This is a genomic window from Sunxiuqinia sp. A32 (assembly GCF_052690465.1).
In genome coordinates this window covers 406,207-431,611 of sequence record NZ_JBQYLI010000001.1, presented here as the reverse complement: position 1 = coordinate 431,611, position 25,405 = coordinate 406,207, and the positions used below count along the sequence as shown (strand labels likewise).

The following is a 25,405-nucleotide window of genomic DNA, read 5'->3' as shown; positions in this document are numbered from 1 at the left end:
AACTCACAAGTTAGTGGTCAGTTCAAAGTCCTCTTTCAAATTTTTTAGTTCCCAAACAAATATATTAACCCGCTTCTTTCCGTTTTTAATGATTGGAATTATTAATGGCTTTGATACCTTCTCAAAATGATTTTCCAATTCTTTATCAGGCGCAGTAAAATAGGCGGATGTCGTAACATAAAGCACATCAGTCCCAACAGTTAGAGGCCCTCTTCTTTTGTTTATTTTTAAGTAAAGATGCTGGTTATTTCTTTCACCATAAACAAACAGTTTCTTTTCGTGTGGCATGGCAAAATAATAATCCAAATGACTTGCCGGAAACCATTTATGAGTAAGTATTACATAATCAGCTGAAATATTCTTATTCTCAATTTCCCGATCAATTACCTGATTCAATTCATCGGCTATTTCATCCCAAAATCCGATATCAACTGTGAAGTCTCCTTTCCCCACCCGATCATTTGACACTTTTTCACTTCCGGTTAAAAAACCATAATTGATTTGAATAAGTGAAAAAACAATCAGAACAACAACTAAGGAGTGTCCGTAAATCATCACACGCTTCAATGTTTTTCTTTCAAAAACCAATCCCGTGGTACTGAAAACATACGATGCAATTAACACTAATCCAAAATAGGATGGGCCACTCCAATGAGGCAAGGTTCTATTGAAAAAGGACATCCCCAGAGTGGTGATTATTAAAGGCAAGCTAATACATAACAAGAAAGCAACATTGCGATTTAGCAATGCTTTTCGTTGCCTGTATAAAATGATCAAACTAACAACAATCAGATAAAAATTAAACGGATTGTTGTAAAAAATCTGACCAAAGAATTCTGGAAAAAAATATTTAATAGTTGGAATCAATGAATCATTACCAACCCTACTTGCATGATATGCAATTCCTGAATATTCGCTAGTCAAATTCCAATAAATTACCGGGGAGAAAACCAATATGCTAATGACTCCGGAAAGCCACATATATGGATTCAGAAATTCCTTTCGATTAAACATCAACAGATAAACGAAAACCCCAGCCCATAAATAAATTGCATGGTATTTCGACAATATGGCAAATCCGACTGCCAGTCCAAATAACAATAAATAACCTTTACCCTCTCTAATTAAATAGCTAAGAAAAAACAGTATGGATAACAACCAAAAAGTACTTTGAGGTGTGTCGGGCAATACAAAAGCTCCAACAATTATAGAACTATAAAATGAAGCAGATAAGAGAATAGCTGCCACTAATCCGGTTGTACGGTCTTTTAGCAGTTTTCCGATTTGGTAAACCAGAAACAGATTTACTGATCCCAATATTAATGCTCCAAAACGAACAAAAAAGTCATTGTAAATTAATGTCAAATTAAAGGTGGAAAGGCGAATCAATATTCCAACCATTGGTGGATGATCGAAATAACTCCAATCGGGAAATAACGCGTACAGCGTATAATAAACTTCATCGTTTCCTAAATTGGTAGCGAATAAAACAATCAGGCGCAAAAAAAAATTAACTCCCAATAACCACCAAATACTGCTTTTCTTCTGTAAAAACTGATTCATTATCACGAAATATCATATTTATTACAATAATATCAATAATACACGGCATTTTCTAATGGAGCATATAAAGACCAACTGATTTGATATTTGTATTTTTTCCTGGACATGATAGAGATATCCGATGAAAAATAACATTCTCCCAAATAAATAAAATGGCTGGTAGTTTCACCTTCTAAATTTTTCATGAACAAGCCTGTGTTTATCCTGTTTATGTAGCAAAATCTATTTTAGATGAGTGAGATTAAAGAACAAAGGGAACGTTTACCGCGTTGGATGAAATCACCTTTACCCAATGGAGAAAACTATTCGAAAGTAAAGAGATTAATTTCGGAGCATAAATTAAATACGATTTGCACCAGCGGAAATTGTCCGAATAAAGGAGAATGCTGGAATGCCGGAACTGCCAGTTTTATGATTTTAGGAGATAAATGTACGCGAAACTGTCGCTTTTGCTATGTTAAGAATTTAATTCCTGATCCTGTTGACTGGGAGGAGCCAAAACGCCTTGCAGAAACCATTCAAACACTTGGATTAAAGCATTGTGTAATCACATCAGTTGATCGGGATGACCTGGAAGATGGTGGTGCCCGTTTTTGGGCCTTGACCATTAAAACCATCAAAGAGTTAAATCCGCAGACAACCATCGAAACCTTGATTCCGGATTTTCATGCAAAAAAGGAATTGGTGCAACAAGTAATTGATGCAAAACCCGAGGTCATTTCCCACAATCTGGAAACCGTGCGAAGACTTACTCCGAAAATTAGAAGTACAGCTCGCTATGACCGTAGCTTGAAAGTTATTTCGTACATCGCAGAATCAGGTATTGTGCCGAAATCAGGAATCATGCTGGGACTTGGAGAAAAACCGGAAGAAGTTATTGAAGCAATGGATGATTTAAAAAATGCAGGATGTAAAGTGCTTACACTTGGACAATATCTTCAACCCGATCCACATTTAATGAAGGTTGTAGAATACATCACACCCGAACAATTTGAAACATATAGAAAAGAAGCCTACAAACGTGGATTCAGATATGTTGAAAGCAGCCCATTGGTTCGCTCTTCCTATCATGCAGAACGCCACGTACAAGCTTGAAAAACTACTAACATGCACAAACAAATTCATCAGGTTATAAACCTGGAACACCTAACCCCGGAAACATTTATTATTCACCTAACTCGCAATAATTTTGATTTTGAACCAGGTCAATATGTTGTTTTACGTAATCCTGACAGTGGTGAAGGAAGGGAATACTCTATTTACAGTTCAGTGAATGATGAGAAACTTTCTTTTTTGGTAAGAGAAGTCGAAGGAGGTGATTTTAGCAGGTATCTACGACATTTGAAACCGGGAAGTTCTTTACAAGTAGAAGGTCCCAGAGGATTTTTCATACTAGACGAAAGTAATAAAAATGGGCATCCGGCCTTATTCATTGCCACAGGAACGGGAATATCACCTTTTCATTCATATGTAAAAAGTTATTCAAATCTAAATTACCAGGTATTGCACGGAGTTCATTTTGCAGATGAAGCATATGGTCGTCAAGCGTTCAATAAAGACAGTTTTTGCTTGTGTACTTCAAGAATGGAAGATGGGGACTATTTTGGACGTGTCAGCTCCTATTTAAAGGAAAATCCGATCGAAGACCAGACGATTTGCTATTTGTGTGGAAATTCAGACATGATTGAGGAGGTCACGACTATATTGGAAAATGAAGGAGTACCTCCCGAGAATATACGTACCGAAGTTTTTTTCTGAAATAAAAAAGGACATCCAAAATTGAATGTCCTTTTTACTTGAGCGGGAGACGAGATTCAAACTCGCGACCCTTAGCTTGGAAGGCTAATGCTCTATCAGCTGAGCTACTCCCGCAACTTGAACCAAAATCCAAACAACAAATAACAAAACCCAAAAATTGGAATTTGATAAATGGGATTTGAATTTTCAGTGGTGGGGAGAGCAGGATTCGAACCTACGAAGGCGTGCGCCAGCAGATTTACAGTCTGCCCCAGTTGGCCACTTTGGTATCTCCCCAAAACTTATCAATATTTTTAGAACTTTATGAGCCGAATCTCAGATTCGAACTGAGGACCCCGAGATTACAAATCACGTGCTCTGGCCAACTGAGCTAATTCGGCAAAAATTTCAAAAAGGTGGGTAAGCTACCTGTGTCGCACCGCTACAACCGCCTACCCTTGCTGCCTTCCGACCCTGGGGGGATTCAGCGGGAGCTGGTCGCACAGGACTTACCCGGCGACAAAAGTAGAAAATTTTGATTTGCCTGCAAACGAAAACTGCAGACACAAGCATTTTTTTTTTCGTCAGAATGACTAACCAATTAAACTTCAACAAAATATTTAAATACTTTTTTTTCATTTTTTTTATTTCACCCCAGAAAAAGTCCTCTACTATAACTTCACTCAGAAAATTCCGATATATTTGCTATACATATCTACAAAAACTTAAATTATGGAACAAAAGTCAACTTCAATGCTCAAACCTGCAATGAATGCCGGAATCATTCTTGCAATTGTATCCATCCTTTTTTCTGTTATTGTTTGGATCACCAAGCTAATTGAAAACATGGGGATCTTTGGAAGTTTCGTCATTATGCTGGTATCGCTGGTTATCACTGTAGTTCTGCTTATCGTTTTCACAAAAAGATACAGAGATATCAACTTGGGCGGACAAATAACCTTCAAAGATGCGTTTCTATTTGGATTATTCATTGTTGTCTTGAGTACAGTTATTACCTCTCTCTACAATTATATTTTCCACAACTTTATCGATCCCGGATACCAGGAGCGCGTCATGACAAGCATGCAAGACAAAGTTTATCAAATGATGTCTAGCAAGGGTGTTCCAGAAGCACAAATTGAAGAGACACTTAACCAAATGGCTGCTCAAGAAAAACCAACTCCACTTCAATTATTACGGCAAAGTGTTATCTTTGGCCTCATTGGAGGAAGCATCATGTCTTTAATCAGTTCTGCAATTATAAAAAAGAACATCAATAATGAAGATGCTTTTGACGAAGCAATGGAAGAAGTAAAATCTGAAGAATAATATCAATTATGGATATTTCCGTCGTTATTCCTTTACTAAATGAGGAAGAATCAATTCCTGAATTAGTCTCATGGATCAGGACGGTCATGAATAAGCATGGTTTCAGCTATGAAATCATGCTTATTGATGATGGCAGCACTGATAACTCATGGCAAATAATTGAATCACTTTCGAAAGAAGACAGTTCTGTAAAGGGAATTAAATTCAGACGGAATTATGGAAAATCGGCTGCCCTATATGTTGGTTTTGCAGAAACAGAAGGGGAAGTTGTAATTACGATGGATGCAGATCTTCAGGATAATCCTGAAGAAATTCCTGAATTATACCAAATGATCGTCGATGAAAAATATGATCTGGTTTCAGGATGGAAGAAAAAAAGATACGACCCAATTCTATCAAAGAACATTCCTTCCAAATTTTATAATTGGATTGCCCGTCGGTCAACCAGAATTAAAATTCACGACTTCAACTGTGGATTGAAAGCCTATCGCAAACAAGTAATCAAAAGCATTGAAGTGTACGGTGAGATGCACCGGTATATTCCAATTTTAGCAAAATGGGCCGGATTCAAGAAGATTGGCGAAAAAGTAGTTCAACATCAGGAACGCAAATATGGAGTCACCAAATTTGGTATTGAGCGTTTTATTCGCGGACCACTTGATTTATTGTCAGTAATATTTATTTCCAGATTTGGAAAGCGTCCCATGCACTTTTTCGGCATTTTGGGTTCTATTATGTTTTTTGCAGGTTTGCTTGCTGCAGCTTGGGTTGGTATTAACAAAGTTATCTCAGTCTACCAGCATATTGCTGCTCCAAGAGTAACTGAAAGCCCTTATTTCTATTTAGCACTAACTGCAATGATTATTGGTAGTCAGCTTTTTCTGGCTGGTTTCATTGGAGAACTGGTAAGTAGAAACTCCAGTGAACGAAATAAATACCAAATCGAAAAAAAGACGTTGTAACAGCTACCTTAGATAACTCCAAAAGATTCAATTGATCACGAAAATAACTTCGTTGATCGAAAAAAATTGTTGCTTGTAAACATTCATGATAATTTTCGTGTAATCTTTTCACTCATTAAACGTCTGAATAGTATATCAAATACCAAATTCATGAAAAATATCGTCTATTTTATTTTTGCGCTTTTCCTTTTTGCATCCTGTAACAATGATCCTGCAGTTGATGCAGCATTTTCAAAATACAGTGGTCATAACGGCATCATATCAATAACAGTTCCCGGTTTTTTAATTCGAACAGCAGTCGCTTTTGGTGATTTAGAGCCTGCAGAAAAAGAACTTCTACAAAACATTGATAAAGTAAAAGTACTGGCTGTCGATGATGAATTCGCCTACCCGGATGTCAATTTTTATAACGAATTCAATCGTTTAATTGACGATAATTCCTACACGGAATTAATGACCGTGAAAGAAGATGGAAACAATGTTAAAATAATGGCACAAATGGCTGATGATGAAGAAATCAGGAATTTGATTATTATGGTAGGTGGTGAAAATAATGCATTGGTTTTTATAAAAGGCGAATTTACAATTGACCAAATCGCAAGAGTTACCAATCAATATAATGATGGCAGAAGTATTACCAGTCTTGTTCGATTTAATTAAAGAAAAATAAGTCCCAATATATAGACGACAACAAAAGAAATAATTCCCTGAATAAGAGTCGCTAGTGTATGCGTTCGGTATCCTGTTTTTACATCCATTTTGCTGAATTGCGTAACTACCCAGAAGAAACTGTCATTGGCATGAGACACAGTCATTGCACCTGCCCCAATAGCCATAACTGTTAAAGCTTTCCCGACATCAGAATCAAGGCCCAAACTTGAGAGAAGAGGAAACACCAACGCTGACGTTGCAACCAAAGAAACAGTCGAAGAACCTTGAGCAGTTTTCAATGCCGCTGCAATAATGAATGGCAGCAAAAGTCCCATTTCATAACCGGAAAGAACCTCTCCCAGATAGTCGCCAATATGAGTCGCTTTTAACATGGCGCCAAATGCCCCGCCCGCACCAGTAATAACCAATATTGAAGCAGAAGACTGAATTCCTTCTCCAATCCAACTGCTGAGCTTTTTAATATCCATACGTGGAAGTAGTGGAAAAGAGGTAAAAAGTCCAATCAATAACGCATTCACCGGATTCCCAAGAAAATCAACCAGTTGAGTGAATATATTCACCGATTCTGAAGCAACCAACAATACGATCGATCTCAATGCAATCAGTACGATGGGCAAAATAATAGGTAAAACAGAAAGTGTGGCTGAAGGTAATTTTTGAAAAGCATCATCAACAATATCCATTTTCAATTCAATGTCTTCTTCTGTTTGGTAATGTTTGCCAACAAATAACGACCATAAATATCCACCCAACATTGCAACCATTGAAACAAGTAAACCAAATAAGATGACCAATCCCAGTTGCTTATCAATTCCCAAATTTCCAGCAGCGGCAACCGGCCCTGGCGTTGGAGGCACAAAGGTGTGTGTTGCATACAAACCCGTAGCCAGCGCAATTGTCATTGCAACTGCCGACTTTCCGGTTTTCCGAACCAATGATCTTTTTAGAGACGACAAAATCACAAATGCAGAATCGCAAAACACAGGGATTGATACAATGTAACCGATGATTCCCATTGCTAAAGTCGGATATTTTTTCCCAACAAGCTTGACGGTTAAATCTGCTAATCGAATTGCCGCGCCAGACTTTTCAAGAATTGTTCCGATGATAGTTCCCAAAACAATCACAATACCAATATAAGCGAGTATTTGTCCAAAGCCACCAGTAATTGTTTGAGTGATTTCGCCTGATGGCATTCCTGCTATGAATCCGACGATGAAACACGCCAGTAATAAAACGACAAAAGGGTGCATTTTTAACTTTGCTGTACCAACGATAATAAACAGTACAGAAATTAGTAAGGCTAGTAATAAAATTGTACCGTGTCCCATAGTTTAGTTTATTGTTCCTACTAAAATAGTCTTATCATTTTGGAAATGAAACCAAATTGCTGAATTTCATTTTTGATGTTAGCCGTTTCTCTTCTTTATTTTCTATTTCATTATCATTGATTTAACAAGATGTGATCAAAACAGGATTCATTGATGTTATTAAGAAATCATGAATAGCAATGCTGAAGAAGAGGTGTTTTAGTTCTACAACATAATATCCTTGTAATTTTGCTTAAAATTTGAACTAATTTGATAAAGAGTAGATTCAATAACTTCCCTTTCCAACCGTCGAAATCAAAGATTTTCTATGGCTGGCATATTTTAATTCTTGCAACGATTGGTATTATAATGAGTGCCCCTGGTCAAACTATGGGTGTATCTACTTTTACCGACCATTTGCTTGAAGCTATGGGTATGAGTCGTGACCAACTGAGTTTAGCGTACATGCTTGGCACCATTGGCAGTTCTCTCATCATTACTTTAGGAGGAAAACTTTACGACAAAATTGGTGCGCGCTGGCTCGGGATTATTATTACCTGGCTTTTAGGAACCGTGCTTTTGATGTTGAGTCAGGTTGATAAAATAGCCATTTCATTAGGCAAATTGCTAAATATTGGTGAAGCTCAATTTTACCTTTCATTTGTCGTAATTTTATTGTGTTTTTTTCTACTTCGATTCTCTGGTCAGGGAGTGCTGACAATGCTTTCCCGAAATATGCTAATGAAATGGTTCGTTGCCAGAAGAGGTTTTGCAAGTGGGGTTAGCAGCGTTTTTGTATCTTTTGGTTTTTCAATTACGCCCTTGGTTTTTAACTTTCTAATTGAAGGTTACAATTGGAGAAATGCGTGGATTATATTGGCTATCATTTGTGGTTTTGGTTTCTCTATTTTAATATTCTTGTTTTTCAGGGATAATCCGGAAGACTGTGAACTAAAGCCGGATGGAAACTACAATGTCAAAAAGGATCCGAAAGTGATCGTAAAAGCAGAAAAGCAATTCACCTTATATGAAGCGAAACGAACACTTCCTTTTTGGGTTTTCGTGTTATCTCTTGCAATGTTTTCAATGTATTATACAGGATTCACCTTTCACCTTATCTCAATCTTTGAGCATGCACAAATGGATAAAATGAAAGCACTTTCTGTATTTATTCCAACATCAATCATATCAGTTGCAATTACGCTTGGTGGCGGTTGGTTAAGTGACAGGATTCAATTAAAAAAGTTACTCATTCTGCTACTTGCCGGAGGAATGACTTCCATGGCATCGCTTGCACTTCTTGAAAATAGCACAAGTTACGTTCTCCTTATTGTTGGTAACGCCATTATGAATGGACTTTTCAGTGTTTTGGCTGCAGTCGTCTGGCCTCGTTTTTATGGACGTGAACATCTGGGTGCAATCAGCGGTTTTGCGATGTCCATCCTTGTATTTTTTAGTGCTCTGGGACCGTTATTATTTAGTTACTCACTGTCGATATTTGGTGGATATGCTGTCGCTTCCTGGATTTGCTTTGGCCTCACCTTCATATATTTTCTGGCCGCTTTCAAAGCCAATAATCCACAAGAAAAAGCAGAATAAACTCGACTGATTATTTGAGAGGAATTATATCTTTGTTAAGTCTAATCAACTAAACAATTCAAAATGAAAAACTATTCTGCCATAATTGGTCTGATATTCCTGTACTTACTATCTATTTCCTGCTCAAAATCCAAAGATGGAGAATGGATTGATTTATTTAATGGAACTGACTTGACCGGATGGGAAGCCAACGAAAATCCGGAATCATTCAAAGTTGTTGATGGTGCTATTTATTGCGATGGCCCAAGAGCTCACCTATTTTATAAGGGTGACTATAAAAATGGAGTTTTCAAGAATTTCGAATTCAAAACAATGGTAAAAACACTACCAAGTTCAAACTCTGGCGTCGTTTTTCACACACAGGAACAGCCATATGGTCCACTACTACGAGGCTACGAAGTTCAAATAGATAACTCATACGAACGGGAAGGAGATTTTCAGGAACTTAAAAAAACGGGGAGTATCTACGGCGTTAGAAATGTATATTTCCCTACACATAATGACAATGAGTGGTTTGAGCTTTCATTTAAAGTTGTGGAAAATCATGTGGAAGTGTTTGTAAACAACAGGAAAGTAAACGACTATGTACAACCAGATGATCCGTGGAGAATCAAAAATGACAAAATGAAAGTTTTCAGTCGCGGATTGCTGGCGCTTCAATGTCATGACGAAGGAAGTAAAGTTTACTTTAAAGACATTAAAATTAAGGTGCTACCTGATGGCGAAAAACTCACTCCCCCAACTTCGAAAGAATGGGATACAAAAATTACCCAACTTCATCATGCAAATTTCCCTGTTATTGATTTTCATGTTCATTTAAAAGGTGGGCTAACAATTGAGCAGGCTATCGAAAATTCTATGAAACTTGGCATCAATTATGGGATCGCCCCAAACTGTGGATTACATTTTCCGGTAACGAATGATGAATCTCTTTTCGCCTACATGGATACAGTTAAAGCTCAGCCAATCTTTCGGGGGATGCAGGCGGAAGGTCGCGAATGGGTGACACTTTTCTCGCCAGAAGCAATTGCAAAATTTGATTATGTATTTACAGATGCAATGACATGGACAGATCGTGACGGCCACCGCATGAGACTATGGATACCAGAAGAAGTATTTGTAAAAAACGAACAGGATTTCATGGAGCAACTAGTAGGTAAAATTGAAAATATCCTATCTAAAGAACCCGTCGATATTCATGTTAATCCAACCTATCTTCCGGAAGTACTTGCTGCCAAATATGATGAATTGTGGACCGATGAAAGGATTGATCGCTTTGTAAATGTATTGGCTAAAAACAAGGTGGCACTTGAGATAAATTCAAGACTCAAGTTACCGTCCGAGAAAATATTGAAAAAAGCGAAAGAGGCAGGAGTCAAATTTACTTTTGGAACGAATAACACAACCAGTGATTTGGGAACTTTGGATTATTCATTAGAAATGATGAAAAAACTTGGACTTACTTATAAAGACATGTTTATGCCGAAACCAAATGGATCAAAACCAGTTCAAACAAAAGGATTGCCCGATCAAATAACAGGATAACAAAGTAAAGCCGGGTAGTTTAAATTACCCGGCTTTATTTTACACCGATGAAAGCTTACCGGGCTGATATGCACCGATTCCTTTCAATTCAAGGGCGGTTCGTATTAGTTTCACAATTTTTGTACTGTCCATTTTTGATGCATTAATAATAAGATCAAACTCCTCTGCAACATGTTTATCTTTCATAAAATGTTTACGGAAATTATATCTTTCCAACTCGGTTTTCTCGATGTACTTTAAAGCTTCCTCTTTTGAAATTTGATGATTAAATGCAATTTTATCAACACGCCAATCTAACGGTGCTGTTAGCTTTATATGTAAGGACTGTTCAATATCATTAGCTATAATATGCGCCGCACGACCGACGATAATACAACATCCGCTAACTGCAAAGGTCCTAACAACTTCTTTAACACCCTTTCGAATTACCCGGTCGCTTTTATATTTCTTATCACTAAATGCGGCAAGTATTTCATCAAAGGTAAACCGTTCATTAGAAGTAAATAAACGACTCACTTTTTGCGGATCTAATTCTAATTCGCGAGCACTTTTAGCTAATACTTCCTTACTAATTACCTGCCACTTCTTGCATAACAAGTATTCATTTAATGATTTAGCTAATTTTTTTGCAATTTTCAATCCACCGCATCCAACTTCTCTCGAAATTGTAACAACAGGACCGGCAGTATTTCGACCCCTGGAAGCTGAGCTTTGTGTTTGCCCCAGGCGTTTATTCATGTAGTTAAGCAATGAATTTTCCATGGCTGAGAGTATAAAGTTTATTTTCTTTTACGATTGACTTATGCGATCAGTTATATGTTTATGAGTATCAATTTATCTTACTATTTTTTCTTAAATTGAAAATTGATCAAGAGAAATATCATAAAAAGGAGCCTTAATAATTTTATATCTTTCCAATTCAATAAATATCTCAAAAAACTACATTTATGTTTCAATCAAAAATATACGTCGAAAGACGAGAAAAATTAAAAAATCTAGTTCAAAGCGGTTTAATTCTTATCCTTGGGAATAGTGATTCTCCAATGAATTATCGGGATAATACCTATCATTTCAGACAAGATAGTAACTTCCTATATTTCTTCGGATTAGACTTTCAAAACCTAGCAGGTATTATAGATGTGGATAGCGGGGAAGAAATGCTTTTCGGTGATGATGTTGATATTGAAGATATCATATGGATGGGGCCTCAAGTAAGGTTCAGCGATAATGCAAGCAAGGTTGGTATAAGTAACTCTCAACCTTTCAAAAACCTGTTTGACGTAATGTTAAAGGCAGTATCTCAAGGAAGAAAAGTTCATTTTCTCCCACCCTATCGTGCAGAAAACAAACTATTAATTCAAGAGCTTCTGGGGCTTGCTCCATCCAAACAAGAAAATTACGCTTCCCTGGAATTAATTAAGGCAGTTATATCATTGCGTTCGGTAAAAGATTTTGTTGAAATTGAAGAATTAAAGAAAGCAGCAGAAGGAGGTTACCAGATGCATATTGCTGCAATGAAAATGGCACAACCAGGTGTGTGGGAACAGAAAATTGCAGGTGTGATGGAAGGTATATCGATGTCTCATGGTGGCATGCCATCTTTCCCCATTATTTTATCACAAAATGGTGAAACATTGCACAATCACGATCACTCACAAATTCTTGAGAAGGGTCGTTTAATGTTAGTTGATGCAGGTTCCGAAACAACCTCGCATTATGCATCTGATTTTACAAGAACCACTCCTGTTGGAGGAAAATTCACACAGCAACAACGAGAAATATACGAGATCGTTTTAGCAGCCAACAACAGAGCTTTTGAATTATCAAAAGCCGGAGTTACCTATCTGTCGGTTCACTTAAAAGTTGCAGAACTGATAGCGGAAGGATTAAAAGCAATCGGATTAATGAAAGGAAATATTGAGGATGCTGTAAAAGCTGGAGCACATGCCTTATTTTTCCCACATGGACTGGGACATATGATGGGATTGGATGTACATGACATGGAAGATCTAGGTCAGATTTATGTCGGCTACGACGATGAAACCCGCCCTGTTAATCAATTCGGCACAGCCTATCTCCGTTTGGGACGAAAACTTGAAAAAGGATTTGTAATCACCAATGAACCGGGCATCTATTTTATACCAGCATTAATAGAGAAGTGGAAAAACGAAAAAATCAACTCTGGTTTTATCAATTTTGAAAAGCTTGACCACTATAAAAGCTTTGGCGGCATCCGCCTGGAAGACGATCTTTTAATCACTGATCAAGGATGTGAATTACTTGATAAGAGGATTCCAATAACAACAGAGGAAGTTGAAGCTGCAACAGTTTAAACCACAGAGTCTGAACGCAGCATATGATAGTAAAAATATTCTAGCTCAACTTTAATTTCTTCAATCAAATGTTTATATAAATTCACTTTGGTTAGGTAGTGCTCGCTCATACTATTCGGTGCTGCAAAATCAAGGTGTAATTTATGAATATATTTAAACGGCAGAGGTGATAGTTTTTCTTTATTCATGTCGTAAATGGTAATCAGATAATCAAAAACAACATCATTATGGTCGTCCAATTGCGATGTATCCGTCGTTTCAATTTTATAGCCATATTCTTCCATTAAATCAAAAATAAACTGATCAGAACATTGCATCTTTTCCATGCCATATGAGAACACCTCTATTTCTTCAGAAATAGCAAGCAATACAGTTTTTGCAATCAGACTTCTGCAAGAATTACCTCCAGGACATATAAAAATCACTTTCATGTCAGTTCACTTTTCCACTTATAAAAAGATACGTTATTGTTTATTAAAATCAAAGAACATAAATCATCGTTCCTTTTGATTTACAAACAGATAAACACAACTATCAGTATCATCTATTGCCGATTGTGTAAATCTATTTGAATTTAACAACCATTCAAATGATCTCATGTTTATACTTATAATCGCTGAACCATTAGATCAACTGCAAATACATCAGTAATTAATTTGAGAAGGAGATGAATCGTCGTTTTAGGAATATTATTAAATCTGAGGGGCTTGTTTTAGTTGATTTTTATGCGGATTGGTGTGTCCCATGTAAACAATTGGAACCAATTATTAAAGAGGTAAAAGAAAACTGTAATTTACGCTTTCGTGTGGTTAAAGTTAATGTTGATAAAAATCCATTTATAGCCAACCAATATAACGTTAAAAGCATTCCAACAATCATACTCTTTAAAGCCGGAATCCCGCAATGGACGGGCGTCGGTGTTTATAATGTAACTGAATTAGTAAATATTATTCAAAATTTGACATAAGTCAACCAGATTTATCTTTTTTTTTGCAAATTGCGTACCTAGCACGGATCAAAAATGCAAGAATTCAATAGACTAAAACAACGGGAACCGCTTGACGCAGTAATTAACAGCAAAGCAACTATTGAGCGTATTGAATACATCAAAGAAATACTTTCTTCCCTGTCTTCAATCATTTGTATCATTAATAAAAGCAATCAACTCGTATTTACGAATGATATTTTACGTGATAAATTCGGATTGGATATTGAAACTAATATTCTGGGAATGCGGCCCGGTGAAATATTCAATTGTGAGAATGCTGACAATGATACCGGAGGTTGTGGCACAACCGAAAAATGTAAATACTGTGGAGCTTTTAATGCAATTGAAATAGCGTGGAAAGAAAATAAAAAAATAACGCGTGAATGTAAAATCACATCCGTTAAGGATAATATTACCCACCAGCTTGATCTTGAAATAAGTGCAACTCCACTACTTTTCGAAGATCAATACATGATCATTTCCATTGTTGATATTTCGGAATATAAGCGCAAACAAATCCTTGAACGTATCTTCTTCCACGATATTCTTAATATTGCCGGAAGTTTAAGTGGAATTATTCAACTTTTCCCTCAGCTAGAAAAAGATGAAAAAGGTGAATACCTTACAATAATGAATAGCCTGAGTGATCAGATTATTGATGAAATTAGAGCACAGCAATTATTTATAAAAGCTGAAAGTGATGGTTTAATTGTCGATCCTAAACCGATTCGCCTCCAAACTTTCTTAGAAGAAATTTTAGGCAAAATGAAGTTTCATCAAGTTGCTTATGACAAGGAGATTGCCATTAGTAATAAAGTCGGGAACGATACCATAATTACAGATCTAACTCTATTGAGCAGGACTGTAGTTAATATGACAAAAAATGCTCTGGAAGCAATTGATTTCAAAGAAAAAGTCATTATTGAGGTGGAAAAGCAAGACGACCAATATTGCATTAGCGTTCATAATAATACATTTATACCAAAGCATATTCAAGATCAGATTTTCAAACGTTCATTCTCCACAAAAGGGATAAATCGTGGTGTAGGAACATATAGCATGAAATTACTAGTAGAGAAGTATTTGAAAGGGAAAGTCAGCTTTATCAGCACAGTAGAATCTGGCACAACGTTCTATGCTTTCTTACCCAAATCTATTTAGCCTTATAAAATATTGCAACAAGCATCCCGATTGTTATTGCTTATTTAAAATCAACTCTTTTATCTTTTGCAATTGCTCTTTTGGATATTTTTCATTTGGTTTTAATCCTAAAGCCTTATTATAATAGAAACGGGCAATACTATAATTGTTCGCATACAATGCCTTATCGGCCTCGGCCACAACGTCCAAATATTGCTGATTCTCTTCATTTTTGAACTGTTGCTCAACCAACTTGTCAATATCTTTTAGCTTAATTTGGGGATAACGTTCATCTTTTTTAATACTGAGAGATTGTGTATAATAAGACCGGGCAACTGCTAATTCTTTTTTGAAATATGCTTCATCTGCCTTGGCAATTAAATCACGATATTCTTCCTCCTCGCGTTGCGTAAGCCTTGAATTTGTTAAAACCCTAATTTCTTCAACGCGATCCTTCGGATATTGTTCCCACGACTTAATTTCCAGAGCCTTATAATAATAGAAACGTGCGATACTATAATTCTTATTTGCAAACTCAATGTCTGCTTTATTAACGGCTTCTTTATAAGCAGTCAATTCCGTCGCTAACATTGTTTGGTCAATTAAGGTAGCAATCTCTCTAATCCGTGAATTTGCATACGAAGAATTTGGTTGCTCTTTTAACGCTTTAAAATAATAGAACTGAGCCACCGTATAGTCTTTCTGTGCATATGCCTGATCTGCCAACCGAAGGCTGTTATCATATTCACTGGTGCGCACAACCGGAGTATATTCTATCGTTGGGCTATTTTGAGTAGCTACAGGTTCTGCTACAGGTTGATTAATTATTGCTGGAGTTTCAACCTGAGCAGGTACAACAACGTTCTCTCGATCTGCCAAAATCTGATCAATAATTGCAATTTGATTCTGTGGATAATCTTCTTCTGGCTTAATAGACAAGGCTAGATTATATTGTGTTTTAGCAACCGTATAGCTTTCTTGTTTAAATGAATTATCAGCCTGAGAAATCATTTGGCGATATTGGTCATCAACCATTGCTTGTTGTTGTGCCAGTTCCTCTGCCTGCTTTCGTTGAGCAATTAAATCCTGAATCTCTTTAATTTTCACATCAGGATATGTCTCATTCGGCTTTAACTCCTTGGCAAATTCAAAGTGCATTAGGGAAGCTGAAAGTTGATCATTTAATAAAGCTTGTTCTCCACTTGCAATTGCTTCTTTGTACGACTCCTCAGTCATTTCAAGAGCCTTTTGAGCTTCCTGCATCTCTTGAATATTTTGATTCACAATTACCAATTGCTGAGACGGATAACTTTCGTCATTTTTAATAGAAAGTGCTTCAGTGTATTTATCCTTCGCATTAAACCAATCTTGTGTCTCAAAATACTTATCAGCTTCACTTATTGCTGCTGTATAGTTCGCTTCTTTCGTTTGAATGACCGATTGAATGTATCGAATTCTTTCAGCCGGATAATTTTCATTGGGTTTGTATTGAAGTGCTTCCTCATAGGCACTCACCGAATTTTGCAGATTTCGATTTTGATAGAATTCATCACCTCTAGCAATCGCATCGTCGTAATTAGCTTGCTGATCTTGCAAATTTCTTTTTAGCTCCTGAACGTAACTAATTCGATCATTGACTTCCGATCTTCGATCTGGCAATATTTGGATCGCTGCCTGAAACTCGGCGATTGCATTATCAAAAGCCTTTTCAGTCACATATTGCTCTGCCTGATCCATTTTTAAACCAAACGCCTCTTCTTGCGCTGCTCTCAATGAATCCTGAAATGCCTGTTGTTTTTGTTGCATCTCAGCAACGGCACGTTCTTCAATAACACGATCAATTTCAGCAATCTGTGTTTTAGCATACTCTTCATCAGGCATCGCATCCAACGCTTGGGTGTAAAACTCTCGTGCCTGTCCCAGTTGATCTGCATTATACGCCTGATCTCCGCTAGCTATTGCAGCATAATATTTATCCTGCCTGGCTTTCAAGCGAGCCATTCGTTGTTCTTCTTCCATTTGTGCCAGGCGTTCAATCTCTTCTTGCTGAGCAATCATCGACTCAATTTCAGCAATTCGCTGCTTCGGCATTGGTTCATCTGGCTTATGAGTCAAAGCTTGCTGATAAAAACTTATTGCTTCCGGCAATTGATTTTGACGATAAGCATTCTGCCCATCCTGAATGGCCTGGGAATAAAGTTGATTAATTTCTTCCTGACGCTGCAATTCTGCCAGTAAACTATCAATTTTCTCGATTTGTTGAGCAGGCAATAGTTCTTCAGGTTTTAAGACCAATGCTTCCTGATAGGCAGTTTTTGCATTTTGGTATTGACTGCTATTAAAAGCCATTTCTCCTAATTGCATTTTTTCCTGGTATGATCGCTCCTGCTCTTCTTGTTCTTGTTGCTGGCGAGCTAATTGTTGTAATAATTGATCGATCTTAGCAATCTGGTTCGACGAATGTTGATCAGCAGGCTTTATTGCTAATGCCTCATTGTATGCAATTCTGGAATCTCTGTAATTTTCTTCAGCAAACAAACGATCAGCTCTGGCAAGTGCTTCATTGAAACTATCCTCTATTTGTTGCTGTATTCTTTGATCAATAATTGCAATCTGATCTTTTGGATAAGTCTCCTCTGGCTTAATCCTCAATGCTTCGTTATAATTCGATTTGGCATTGGGATAATCATTCTGAGAAAATGCCTGATCTGCCATTTGTATTGCTTCCTGATAAGATTCGTCGATCGCTTGTTGCCGAGCTTGTTCCTCCGCCAATTGATTCATTGCTGCATCAATCTCCCGAATCTTACTCCTTGGGTAACTTTCGTTCGGCTTTAACTCTGATGCTTTAACAAATCTTGCTTTTGAGTTGTCAAATTCATTCAAGGCAAATAAAGAATCACCAGCTTGAATTTCCGATTGATATTCATTTTCCAGTTGTTCAGCCGCTTCACGTTTTACAATCAAATCTGTTAAGCGAGCAATCTGGTTTTTAGGATATTCTTCTTCCGGACGATATTGCAAAGCCTCCTGAAACCTAGCAACTGCTTGTTCATATTCATTTTGCCGTTCAAATTGATTCGCAGCCTCAATAGCTTCATTATAGGATGCATTTAAACGAGCCAGCTCCTGAATTCGTTCTTCTACCAATTTCAACTGTTCGACCGGATAAGTTTCTTCCGGCTTGATTTCAGTTGCCGATTCAAATTGAACCTTTGCCAATTCCAATTGAGAAGCAGCAAACAAACTGTCCCCCATTTGAACCGCCCGGTTGTAATTCTGATCTTTCTCTTGCTGAATTGCAAATAAACGAGCCTCTTCCCTCGCCTTCTCCTCTGCTATTTGCTGCTCATATTCAGCTTGTAAAGAATTTGCCCGATTAATTAATTCATCAGGTAAAGTTTCTTCTGGTTTGAGTTGTTTTGCTTCTTGATAAGCAGCTCTTGCATCATCAAACGAATTCTCAGTCAATAAGTCATTCCCCCGATTAATAGCTTCCTGATAGTCCTGATCCAACGCAGCCAGTCGCTCCTGCTCAAGTCTTTGCTCTTCTGCTTTCTGCTCAATTATTTGATCAATTTCAGCGATTCGATCGGTAAGATTAACCTGACTTTTTATATCATACGCTTGATGGTACAAGTCTTTCGCCAATTGATAGTCTTCAGCTGAAAAAGCCTGCTGTGCTTGCGCTACGTACTGATCAAACTGGTTATTTCTTTCTACTATCTGATCAATTTGACTAATTCGCTCCTGAGGGTAACTTTCATCTGGCAATATGGCAATTGCCTGTTGATACAGACTTTTAGCATTCTCCCAATCTTCAGCTTCAAATGCGTCATCTGCACGAGCAATTTGCTCATCATAGCGACTTCTGGTTTCTTGCAAAGAAATCATGTTTTCAGTCTCTGTGATTCGTTCCTGGGCTACTGGATCATTTTCCTTATTGGCAAGTGCACGCTGATATGCTCCCAACGCTGCTTGATACTGACCACTTCCGAAAGCCTGACTTCCTTCTTGCATTGCAGATTGGTATAAAGCTTCCTTTTGTGCTATTTCTGCCAGTCTTGCCAACTCCTCATCAATTTTGGATAACTGGTCTTTTGGATACTGTTCATCTGGGTTTAACTCAGAAGCTTGTTGATAAGAGCTTTTGGCCTGTTCATACTGTCCGGCAACGAATTGATCATCTGCATTTTGAATTAAACCCACATACCGATCATTTAACTCCTTTTCTGCAATAAGGCGATCAATTTCACTTATCCGATTGCTAATTTGTTCATCGTCTCTAATTTTCCTGGCGTCTTCATACAAAGACCTGGATTGAGCCCAATCGCCAGCCTGAAAACGTTCATTCGCCAAATTCATTAGCATTTCAAAATCGGCATCTTGCTCAACACGGCGATCTATCTCTGCAATTTGTTCTGACGGATATGTTTCAGTCGGCAAATGAGTTAAAGCCTCCTCATAAAGTGATTTTGCCGATGCAAGGTCTCCACTATTGAAAGCTGCATCAGCATCTTGAATGTGCTTGTTGTAATTTTCCTGATTTTCATTTTGCAGGATTATTCCCTCAACCTGAGCAACCCTTTCCTTGGCGGTAGAATCATCTTGCTTTAAATCCGCAGCTTTTCTATAAGAAACTAAAGCCTGATTATAATCCTGAGAACGGAAAGCTGTTTCTCCTCTATTCATTGCTTCCTGATATTGTTGCTCCAGGGCAGCCAATTCTTGTGTCCGCTGAATTTCTTCATCTATTTTAGCAATTTGAGATTGAGCATAAGCTTCTTCTCCGGGTTTTAATGCAGCAGCCTCTACATATTTATCGCGTGCTTCCTGAAAATTGGCTGATTGAAACAATTGATCCGCTTGAGCAATTAAGTCATTGTATTGCTGGTCAATCTGCAATTGTTGATATCGTTGATCTGATTCTGAAACTCTTCCTGCTGCATATTCATCACCCGGCTTTATCTCCAATGCGTTCTGATAGATTTGTTTGGCTTGATCATATTGCTGATTATCAAACAAATCATCAGCTTGATCAATCGCGTCTTGGTATTTTGCCATTTGTTCGGCTAGTCGCTGATCCGCTAATTTTTTAGCCGCAATAAGATCATTCAATTCAGCCACACGGTCTTTCGGATATGGACGATCAGGGAACAATTCACCGGCATATGTATATTTTTCAAGCGCACCATCAAGTTGCTGCTGCTGATACATTGCATTTGCTTCTTTAATTGCTTTGTCGTACTCCTTTTCACGCGTCTCCATATCTGCGTCATTCGCCCGATTAATCTCACGTTGTTCGGCTGACAATTCATTATTTTGAATAATTGCTTCTTCAATTTGCTCCTCAATCTGTATATCTGAGAAGTATATTTCAGAATCAAAATTGTCGATAGATGCATTATAAAAAACGCGTCCGACCGGCTTATTGGTAAAGCTTTTATCAATACCCGGCAATGCCTTGAATAAATTAACTATGAATGAAAATGGAGGAAACTCATTATTACGTTCCCAAACTTCCTGGGGAACATGGGATGAGATAACAATTATCTTTTTAAAGAATCCATCTTTTTGAAAGCTGAGTTCATACTCGTTGTTGTATTCAAATTCAAAACGGAAACGTCCAGTTCGAGGAGGAGTAACAATCTCTGTTTCCGTATCGTTTTTTATAACCTGGATGGTGGCACCATCCGTACGACCATCATCAGTGGTAATTCTTCCTGTAACAACAAAGTAATTTTGCTCTTGTGCGAATAATTGTGTTACCGCAAAAAACAAAACTAGGCAGACAAAAAATCTTTTAATCCAATAAACAACCATCGTTTGCAATTTCCCCTTTTCTAATGATACCTACTTAACTTCTCTGTCCAAACTTGATTCCAGCACCAAATTAATAATTTACCAAATAAATACACACATATATTACCATTAAAAACATAATACTCCCCTCAATTATTTTAAAAAGAACATATTTATACCGTTATTTATAATGACTAAAAGCAATAATATAGTTTACGGATATTTATGAAAAGAGAACCCTACTTTTTGGAAGCATTAACGCCCATTTTAGTGTTAGTTCTTTTATTAAGCTTAAATGTAAATCTATTTGAAGATACGCTGGCTGGATCTAATCAAATTGCATTACTATTGGCAGCGACTGTTGGTGGGATTATTATTCGCCGAAATGGATTGAAGTGGGAAAAAACGATTCATAAAATTGTAAACACGATTGGTTCGGCAATGCCTTCCATGCTAATTCTGTTACTTATTGGATCATTGGCCGGAACCTGGTTAATAAGCGGTGTAGTGCCAGCCATGATTTATTATGGACTGGACATCATAAATCCGAAGATGTTTTTATTCACTGCCGTTATCGTTGGTGCTCTTGTGTCTGTTGCAACTGGTAGTTCCTGGTCAACCATAGCAACCATCGGCGTGGCTCTTATCGGCATTGGCAAAGCAATTGGCATTAATGAGTCGATTGTTGCCGGCTCCATTATTTCAGGTGCTTATTTTGGAGATAAGGTTTCACCTTTAAGTGACACCACCAACCTGGCACCAGCAATGGCAGGCACGGATCTATTTACCCATATTAGGTATATGTTTTACACAACGATTCCCAGCCTGGTACTTACGTTAATCCTATTCTTAATTATTGGGTTCAACTATGATTTTGATACCGTGGCAGTTGATGTGACAGCAGTAAAATCATCCATTGAAAATACATTTAATACATCCCCGCTACTTTTCCTGGTCCCTGTCATTTTATTAGGAATTATCATGCTAAAAGTTCCGCCAATTCCATCATTGATGATTGGCACTTTGCTAGGAGGGGTCTTTGCAGTTATCTTCCAACCCAACATCATACAGGAAATAGCAGGCCGAGATCATAGCTACCTTCGTGCTTCATATACAAGTTTTATGCAAGCCATGTTTGGTGATGTAACCCTATCAACGCCGGATGACCGAGTCAACGAGCTATTAAGTACTTCCGGCATGAGAGGGATGTTGGATACCATTTGGCTCATTTTATCTGCTATGGTATTTGGTGGGATTATGGAAGCTGGTGGATTATTATCAAGAATTACCCAGCCAATTATGAAAGTTGCCAAATCGACCGGAGCAATTGTATCCTCAACTGTAGGTACGTGCATTTTCTTTAATGCGACTGCTTCGGATCAATACATTTCAATTGTTGTACCTGGAAGAATGTTTCGAAAAGCTTACCTGGAGAAAGGATTAAAGCCGGAAGTATTAAGCAGAACACTAGAAGATTCAGGAACGATGACCTCTGTTTTAATTCCATGGAACACCTGTGGAGCGACACAATCCAGAGTATTAGGGGTCGCTACATTTGATTATCTGCCCTATTGCTTCTTCAATCTTATTAGTCCGGTGATGACAATTATTTTCGCCTATTTCAATATCAAAATCAGACGTTTAGGAAAAGATATTCCATCAATTGTGAAGTCATCAGAGACGTAATTCTTATTGAATCACATTTTTATATATTTGTTGGCTATTACCTAACCGGAAACTTATGCTGATCACAATAGGACTCGTTTTATTTTACTTTGCCTTTCCAGTATTAATCATTTATCTGACTCACATTTCCAAGACAATTAATAAAATTGGAGCAGTTGTTATGGCATATGCTATTGGATTGCTTATCGGAAATATTGGAATTCTACCCCGACCATCCGCTGCTTTAAGAGAATTGTTGTTAGGCAAAGCAAGCATGCCGGTCGACCAGATTCAGCAGTATATAAACCAAGGACTAATTACTGAAAATGATTTGATGGCCAATCAAATCGCCAGCCTTCAGGATATCATTATGACTATTGTAATCCCCCTGGCAATTCCATTGTTGCTCTTTTCACTCGATATTAAACGATGGTTAAAATTAGCAAAAGGTGCCCTCTTCTCCCTGCTATTAGCAATGGTTTCATTACTAATTGTCATATTCATCGGATATTTCCTATTTAAAAGTGATATCGCTGAATCATGGAAAATCAGCGGAATGCTCGTTGGTATATATTCTGGAGGAACTCCCAACCTGGCAGCCATCAGCACTGCACTTGATGTAAGCCCAAATACCTTTATTCTTACTCATACGTATGACATGGTACTTGGAGCAATTTGTCTTGTTTTTCTTCTTACTATTGCCCAGCGGGTATTTAATTGGTTTCTACCTCATTTTCACGAAAGCCACTCAAACATTAACTTAAAAGAAATGGTAGTTGAAAGCGAGGGAATGGACAATTTTTTAGGAATGCTTACCAAAAAAGGATTTATACAACTACTCAAAGCCTTTGGATTATCTGTACTAATCTTTGCAATTTCGGGAGGTTTAAGTTTGCTGGTTCCGGCATCGGCACAAATGGTGACTGTGATTTTGTCTATCACTACGCTGGGATTAGTTTTTAGTACGATAAAATTTATCAATCGCATAGAAAAAACATTTCAATTGGGAATGTATCTGATAATCGTTTTTTCGTTGGTTGTTTCCAGCATGGGCGACTTGAGAAGTATGTTTCAAATTGACTTTTTACATTTGTTCCTGTTTGTCGCTCTGGCTGTTTTTGGGTCAATGATTATTCACGTATTTCTTTCATGGATTTTCAAAGTTGATACAGATACAACGATTATAACAATTACAGCCTTAACCTATTCCCCTCCTTTTGTACCTGTTGTTGCTGGTGCTTTAAAAAACAAAGAAGTAATCATCTCTGGGCTCACAGTTGGAATTCTTGGATACGCCTTTGGAAATTATATAGGTGTTGTAATCGCCTATTTTCTAAAGGGATTTTAATGTTGTAGAAAAGAATCTTGCCTGTAAAAAAATCATGATTTTTCAGTTTTCAACTTCCTAACTTGAAGGAAAATAAAGCTGAAAATTATGGAATCATTTGATCCTGCATCACGAATTCAAAAACTTCGTCATTTTGGTGAATTTGGAGGAGTAAATCCGTCAATTACCGATTCTTCAACCTATACTTTTTTGCATGGGGAAGATATGTTTGAAACTTTCCTCGGACACATGGAAGGTTGCTTTTTATACTCACGCCACTGGAATCCCAGTAACAAATACCTGGCTGATGCAATTGCAACCATGGAAGATACCGAATCGGCCTGGGTCACCGCATCCGGAATGGCAGCAATCACCTGTGCATTGCTTCAACTTTGTAACACAGGCGACCATATTGTTACGAGTGTTACTACTTACGGTGGAACTTTTGCTTTTTTAAGAAACTATTTAAAGAAGTTTCAGATTGAAGTAAGTTTTGTCAATATTTCAAATCTTGAAAGTGTTGAAGCTGCAATTCAACCCAATACGAAAGTCATCTATACAGAAAGTGTGACCAACCCACTATTGCAGGTTTCAAACATTCCGGAATTAGCAAAAATTACAAAAAAGCACCAGATAAAACTGATGGTAGACAATACATTTACCCCCATGATTTTGTCCCCTGCCCAGTTAGGTGCTGACATTGTTGTGTACAGCATGACCAAATTTATCAATGGGAAAAACGATTGCGTGGCAGGTGCAATTTGTGGAACCAACCAATTTATTCACGAACTATCGAATGTGAATGACGGGACTGCAATGCTTCTGGGTCCAGTTCTCGATCCATTAAGATCGTCGTCCATTTTAAAAAACTTACACACTTTACATATTCGAATGAGGCAACATAGCATGAACGCCCAATACCTTGCTGAAAAATTGCAGGAAATTGGAGTTCCCGTCAATTATCCGGGCCTGAAAACTCACCGGGATCATAAGCTTCATACGGAAATAATGAATATAGATTATGGATACGGCGGAATGCTGGCTATTGATTTTGGCACAGTGAAAAAAGCAAATATCGTTATGCAGAAAATGCAAGATAGAGATGTTGGTTATTTAGCTGTTAGTTTGGGATATTTTAAAACCTTATTTAGTTGCTCCGGCACAAGTACTTCATCTGAAGTTCCCGAGGATATTCAAAAGGAAATTGGTCTATCAGAAGGGCTTGTACGTTTCTCCGTTGGTTTGGATAATGATATTAAGGAAACTTTTGAAACGATAAAAGCAATTTGTATGGAAGAAGGTCTTTCCTAGATTTTCCATTTTATGAGATATAAATAGAAACGCAAGAATAGTAAACCATTGAAAACAATAGAAGACAGTCGGATCCAATTGTTTCTGACTGTCTTCTACTGTCTTCTGTTTACATTAAATTC

The 25,405-nt window shown here is 37.5% G+C and carries 18 protein-coding genes, 3 tRNA genes and 1 other RNA gene; 13 read left to right on the top strand and 9 right to left on the bottom strand.

Annotation, left to right across the window (positions count from 1 at the left end):
* Positions 1–3: 3 nt before the first annotated feature.
* Positions 4–1,563 (bottom strand): ArnT family glycosyltransferase, encoded by a 1,560-nt coding sequence (locus ACUNWD_RS01590; protein ID WP_445586006.1) that lies wholly within the window; start codon positions 1,561–1,563, stop codon positions 4–6.
* Between the two features lie 231 nt (positions 1,564–1,794).
* Here ACUNWD_RS01590 and lipA point away from each other — a divergent pair, with 231 nt between their 5' ends.
* Both lipA and ACUNWD_RS01580 read left to right on the top strand, forming a co-directional pair.
* Positions 1,795–2,658, top strand: coding sequence for a lipoyl synthase (gene lipA / locus ACUNWD_RS01585; protein WP_445586005.1), 864 nt, complete (start codon positions 1,795–1,797; stop codon positions 2,656–2,658).
* A gap of 12 nt (positions 2,659–2,670) precedes the next feature.
* Positions 2,671–3,321 carry a ferredoxin--NADP reductase gene (locus ACUNWD_RS01580; RefSeq protein ID WP_445586004.1) on the top strand — a complete coding sequence of 217 codons (651 nt, stop codon included), beginning with the start codon at positions 2,671–2,673 and terminating at the stop codon, positions 3,319–3,321.
* 41 nt (positions 3,322–3,362) lie between these two features.
* On the opposite strand, the gene ACUNWD_RS01575 is transcribed toward ACUNWD_RS01580, so the two are convergent.
* From ACUNWD_RS01575 to ffs, 4 genes are all read right to left on the bottom strand, one after another.
* Positions 3,363–3,435: transfer RNA gene (locus ACUNWD_RS01575), tRNA-Gly, on the bottom strand.
* Between the two features lie 76 nt (positions 3,436–3,511).
* Positions 3,512–3,597, bottom strand: a tRNA-Tyr gene (locus ACUNWD_RS01570).
* Between the two features lie 30 nt (positions 3,598–3,627).
* Positions 3,628–3,701, bottom strand: a tRNA-Thr gene (locus ACUNWD_RS01565).
* 14 nt (positions 3,702–3,715) lie between these two features.
* An RNA gene (ffs, locus tag ACUNWD_RS01560) (signal recognition particle sRNA small type) lies at positions 3,716–3,815 on the bottom strand.
* A 217-nt stretch (positions 3,816–4,032) separates the two neighbouring features.
* Between ffs and ACUNWD_RS01555 the strand changes: the two genes are divergently transcribed.
* The 3 genes from ACUNWD_RS01555 to ACUNWD_RS01545 all read left to right on the top strand — a co-directional run bounded on the left by ACUNWD_RS01555 (position 4,033) and on the right by ACUNWD_RS01545 (position 6,251).
* The gene (locus ACUNWD_RS01555) at positions 4,033–4,629 is read left to right on the top strand and encodes a DUF4199 domain-containing protein (RefSeq protein ID WP_445586003.1); all 597 of its coding nucleotides are present in this window, start codon (positions 4,033–4,035) and stop codon (positions 4,627–4,629) included.
* Between the two features lie 8 nt (positions 4,630–4,637).
* Complete coding sequence (locus tag ACUNWD_RS01550; protein WP_445586002.1) at positions 4,638–5,591, top strand: glycosyltransferase family 2 protein; 954 nt, start codon at positions 4,638–4,640, stop codon at positions 5,589–5,591.
* 150 nt (positions 5,592–5,741) lie between these two features.
* Positions 5,742–6,251, top strand: coding sequence for a DUF4252 domain-containing protein (locus tag ACUNWD_RS01545; RefSeq protein WP_445586001.1), 510 nt, complete (start codon positions 5,742–5,744; stop codon positions 6,249–6,251).
* Here ACUNWD_RS01545 and ACUNWD_RS01540 read toward each other — a convergent pair.
* A complete protein-coding gene (locus tag ACUNWD_RS01540) occupies positions 6,248–7,594 on the bottom strand; it encodes a GntP family permease (RefSeq protein WP_445586000.1) in 1,347 nt (448 codons plus the stop codon). The genes ACUNWD_RS01545 and ACUNWD_RS01540 overlap by 4 nt on opposite strands.
* A 249-nt stretch (positions 7,595–7,843) precedes the next feature.
* On the opposite strand from ACUNWD_RS01540, the gene ACUNWD_RS01535 reads away from it, so the two are divergent.
* The gene (locus ACUNWD_RS01535; protein ID WP_445585999.1) at positions 7,844–9,172 is read left to right on the top strand and encodes an MFS transporter; all 1,329 of its coding nucleotides are present in this window, start codon (positions 7,844–7,846) and stop codon (positions 9,170–9,172) included.
* A gap of 63 nt (positions 9,173–9,235) precedes the next feature.
* Complete coding sequence (locus tag ACUNWD_RS01530; protein ID WP_445585998.1) at positions 9,236–10,717, top strand: family 16 glycoside hydrolase; 1,482 nt, start codon at positions 9,236–9,238, stop codon at positions 10,715–10,717.
* Positions 10,718–10,756: 39 nt separating this feature from the next.
* Here ACUNWD_RS01530 and ACUNWD_RS01525 read toward each other — a convergent pair whose 3' ends face one another.
* Positions 10,757–11,479, bottom strand: coding sequence for a cytidylate kinase-like family protein (locus ACUNWD_RS01525; protein ID WP_445585997.1), 723 nt, complete (start codon positions 11,477–11,479; stop codon positions 10,757–10,759).
* 185 nt (positions 11,480–11,664) lie between these two features.
* Here ACUNWD_RS01525 and ACUNWD_RS01520 point away from each other — a divergent pair, with 185 nt between their 5' ends.
* Entirely contained in the window at positions 11,665–13,050 is a 1,386-nt protein-coding gene (locus tag ACUNWD_RS01520; RefSeq protein WP_445585996.1) for an aminopeptidase P family protein, read from the top strand.
* Here ACUNWD_RS01520 and ACUNWD_RS01515 read toward each other — a convergent pair.
* The gene (locus ACUNWD_RS01515) at positions 13,047–13,481 is read right to left on the bottom strand and encodes an arsenate reductase/protein-tyrosine-phosphatase family protein (protein ID WP_445585995.1); all 435 of its coding nucleotides are present in this window, start codon (positions 13,479–13,481) and stop codon (positions 13,047–13,049) included. The two genes, ACUNWD_RS01520 and ACUNWD_RS01515, sit on opposite strands and share 4 nt — an antisense overlap.
* 236 nt (positions 13,482–13,717) lie before the next feature.
* On the opposite strand from ACUNWD_RS01515, the gene trxA reads away from it, so the two are divergent.
* Both trxA and ACUNWD_RS01505 read left to right on the top strand, forming a co-directional pair.
* A complete protein-coding gene (trxA, locus tag ACUNWD_RS01510; protein ID WP_445585994.1) occupies positions 13,718–14,017 on the top strand; it encodes a thioredoxin in 300 nt (99 codons plus the stop codon).
* Positions 14,018–14,071: 54 nt separating this feature from the next.
* Positions 14,072–15,199, top strand: coding sequence for a sensor histidine kinase (locus ACUNWD_RS01505; protein ID WP_445585993.1), 1,128 nt, complete (start codon positions 14,072–14,074; stop codon positions 15,197–15,199).
* 33 nt (positions 15,200–15,232) lie between these two features.
* Here ACUNWD_RS01505 and ACUNWD_RS01500 read toward each other — a convergent pair whose 3' ends face one another.
* The gene (locus ACUNWD_RS01500) at positions 15,233–21,001 is read right to left on the bottom strand and encodes a hypothetical protein (RefSeq protein WP_445585992.1); all 5,769 of its coding nucleotides are present in this window, start codon (positions 20,999–21,001) and stop codon (positions 15,233–15,235) included.
* Positions 21,002–21,205: 204 nt separating this feature from the next.
* Here ACUNWD_RS01500 and nhaC point away from each other — a divergent pair, with 204 nt between their 5' ends.
* The 3 genes from nhaC (at position 21,206) to ACUNWD_RS01485 (ending at position 25,283) form a co-directional block, all read left to right on the top strand.
* Complete coding sequence (gene nhaC / locus ACUNWD_RS01495) at positions 21,206–22,666, top strand: Na+/H+ antiporter NhaC (protein ID WP_445585991.1); 1,461 nt, start codon at positions 21,206–21,208, stop codon at positions 22,664–22,666.
* Positions 22,667–22,721: 55 nt separating this feature from the next.
* Positions 22,722–23,993, top strand: coding sequence for a DUF819 family protein (locus ACUNWD_RS01490; protein WP_445585990.1), 1,272 nt, complete (start codon positions 22,722–22,724; stop codon positions 23,991–23,993).
* Between the two features lie 87 nt (positions 23,994–24,080).
* Complete coding sequence (locus ACUNWD_RS01485; RefSeq protein WP_445585989.1) at positions 24,081–25,283, top strand: aminotransferase class I/II-fold pyridoxal phosphate-dependent enzyme; 1,203 nt, start codon at positions 24,081–24,083, stop codon at positions 25,281–25,283.
* Positions 25,284–25,405 lie beyond the last annotated feature (122 nt).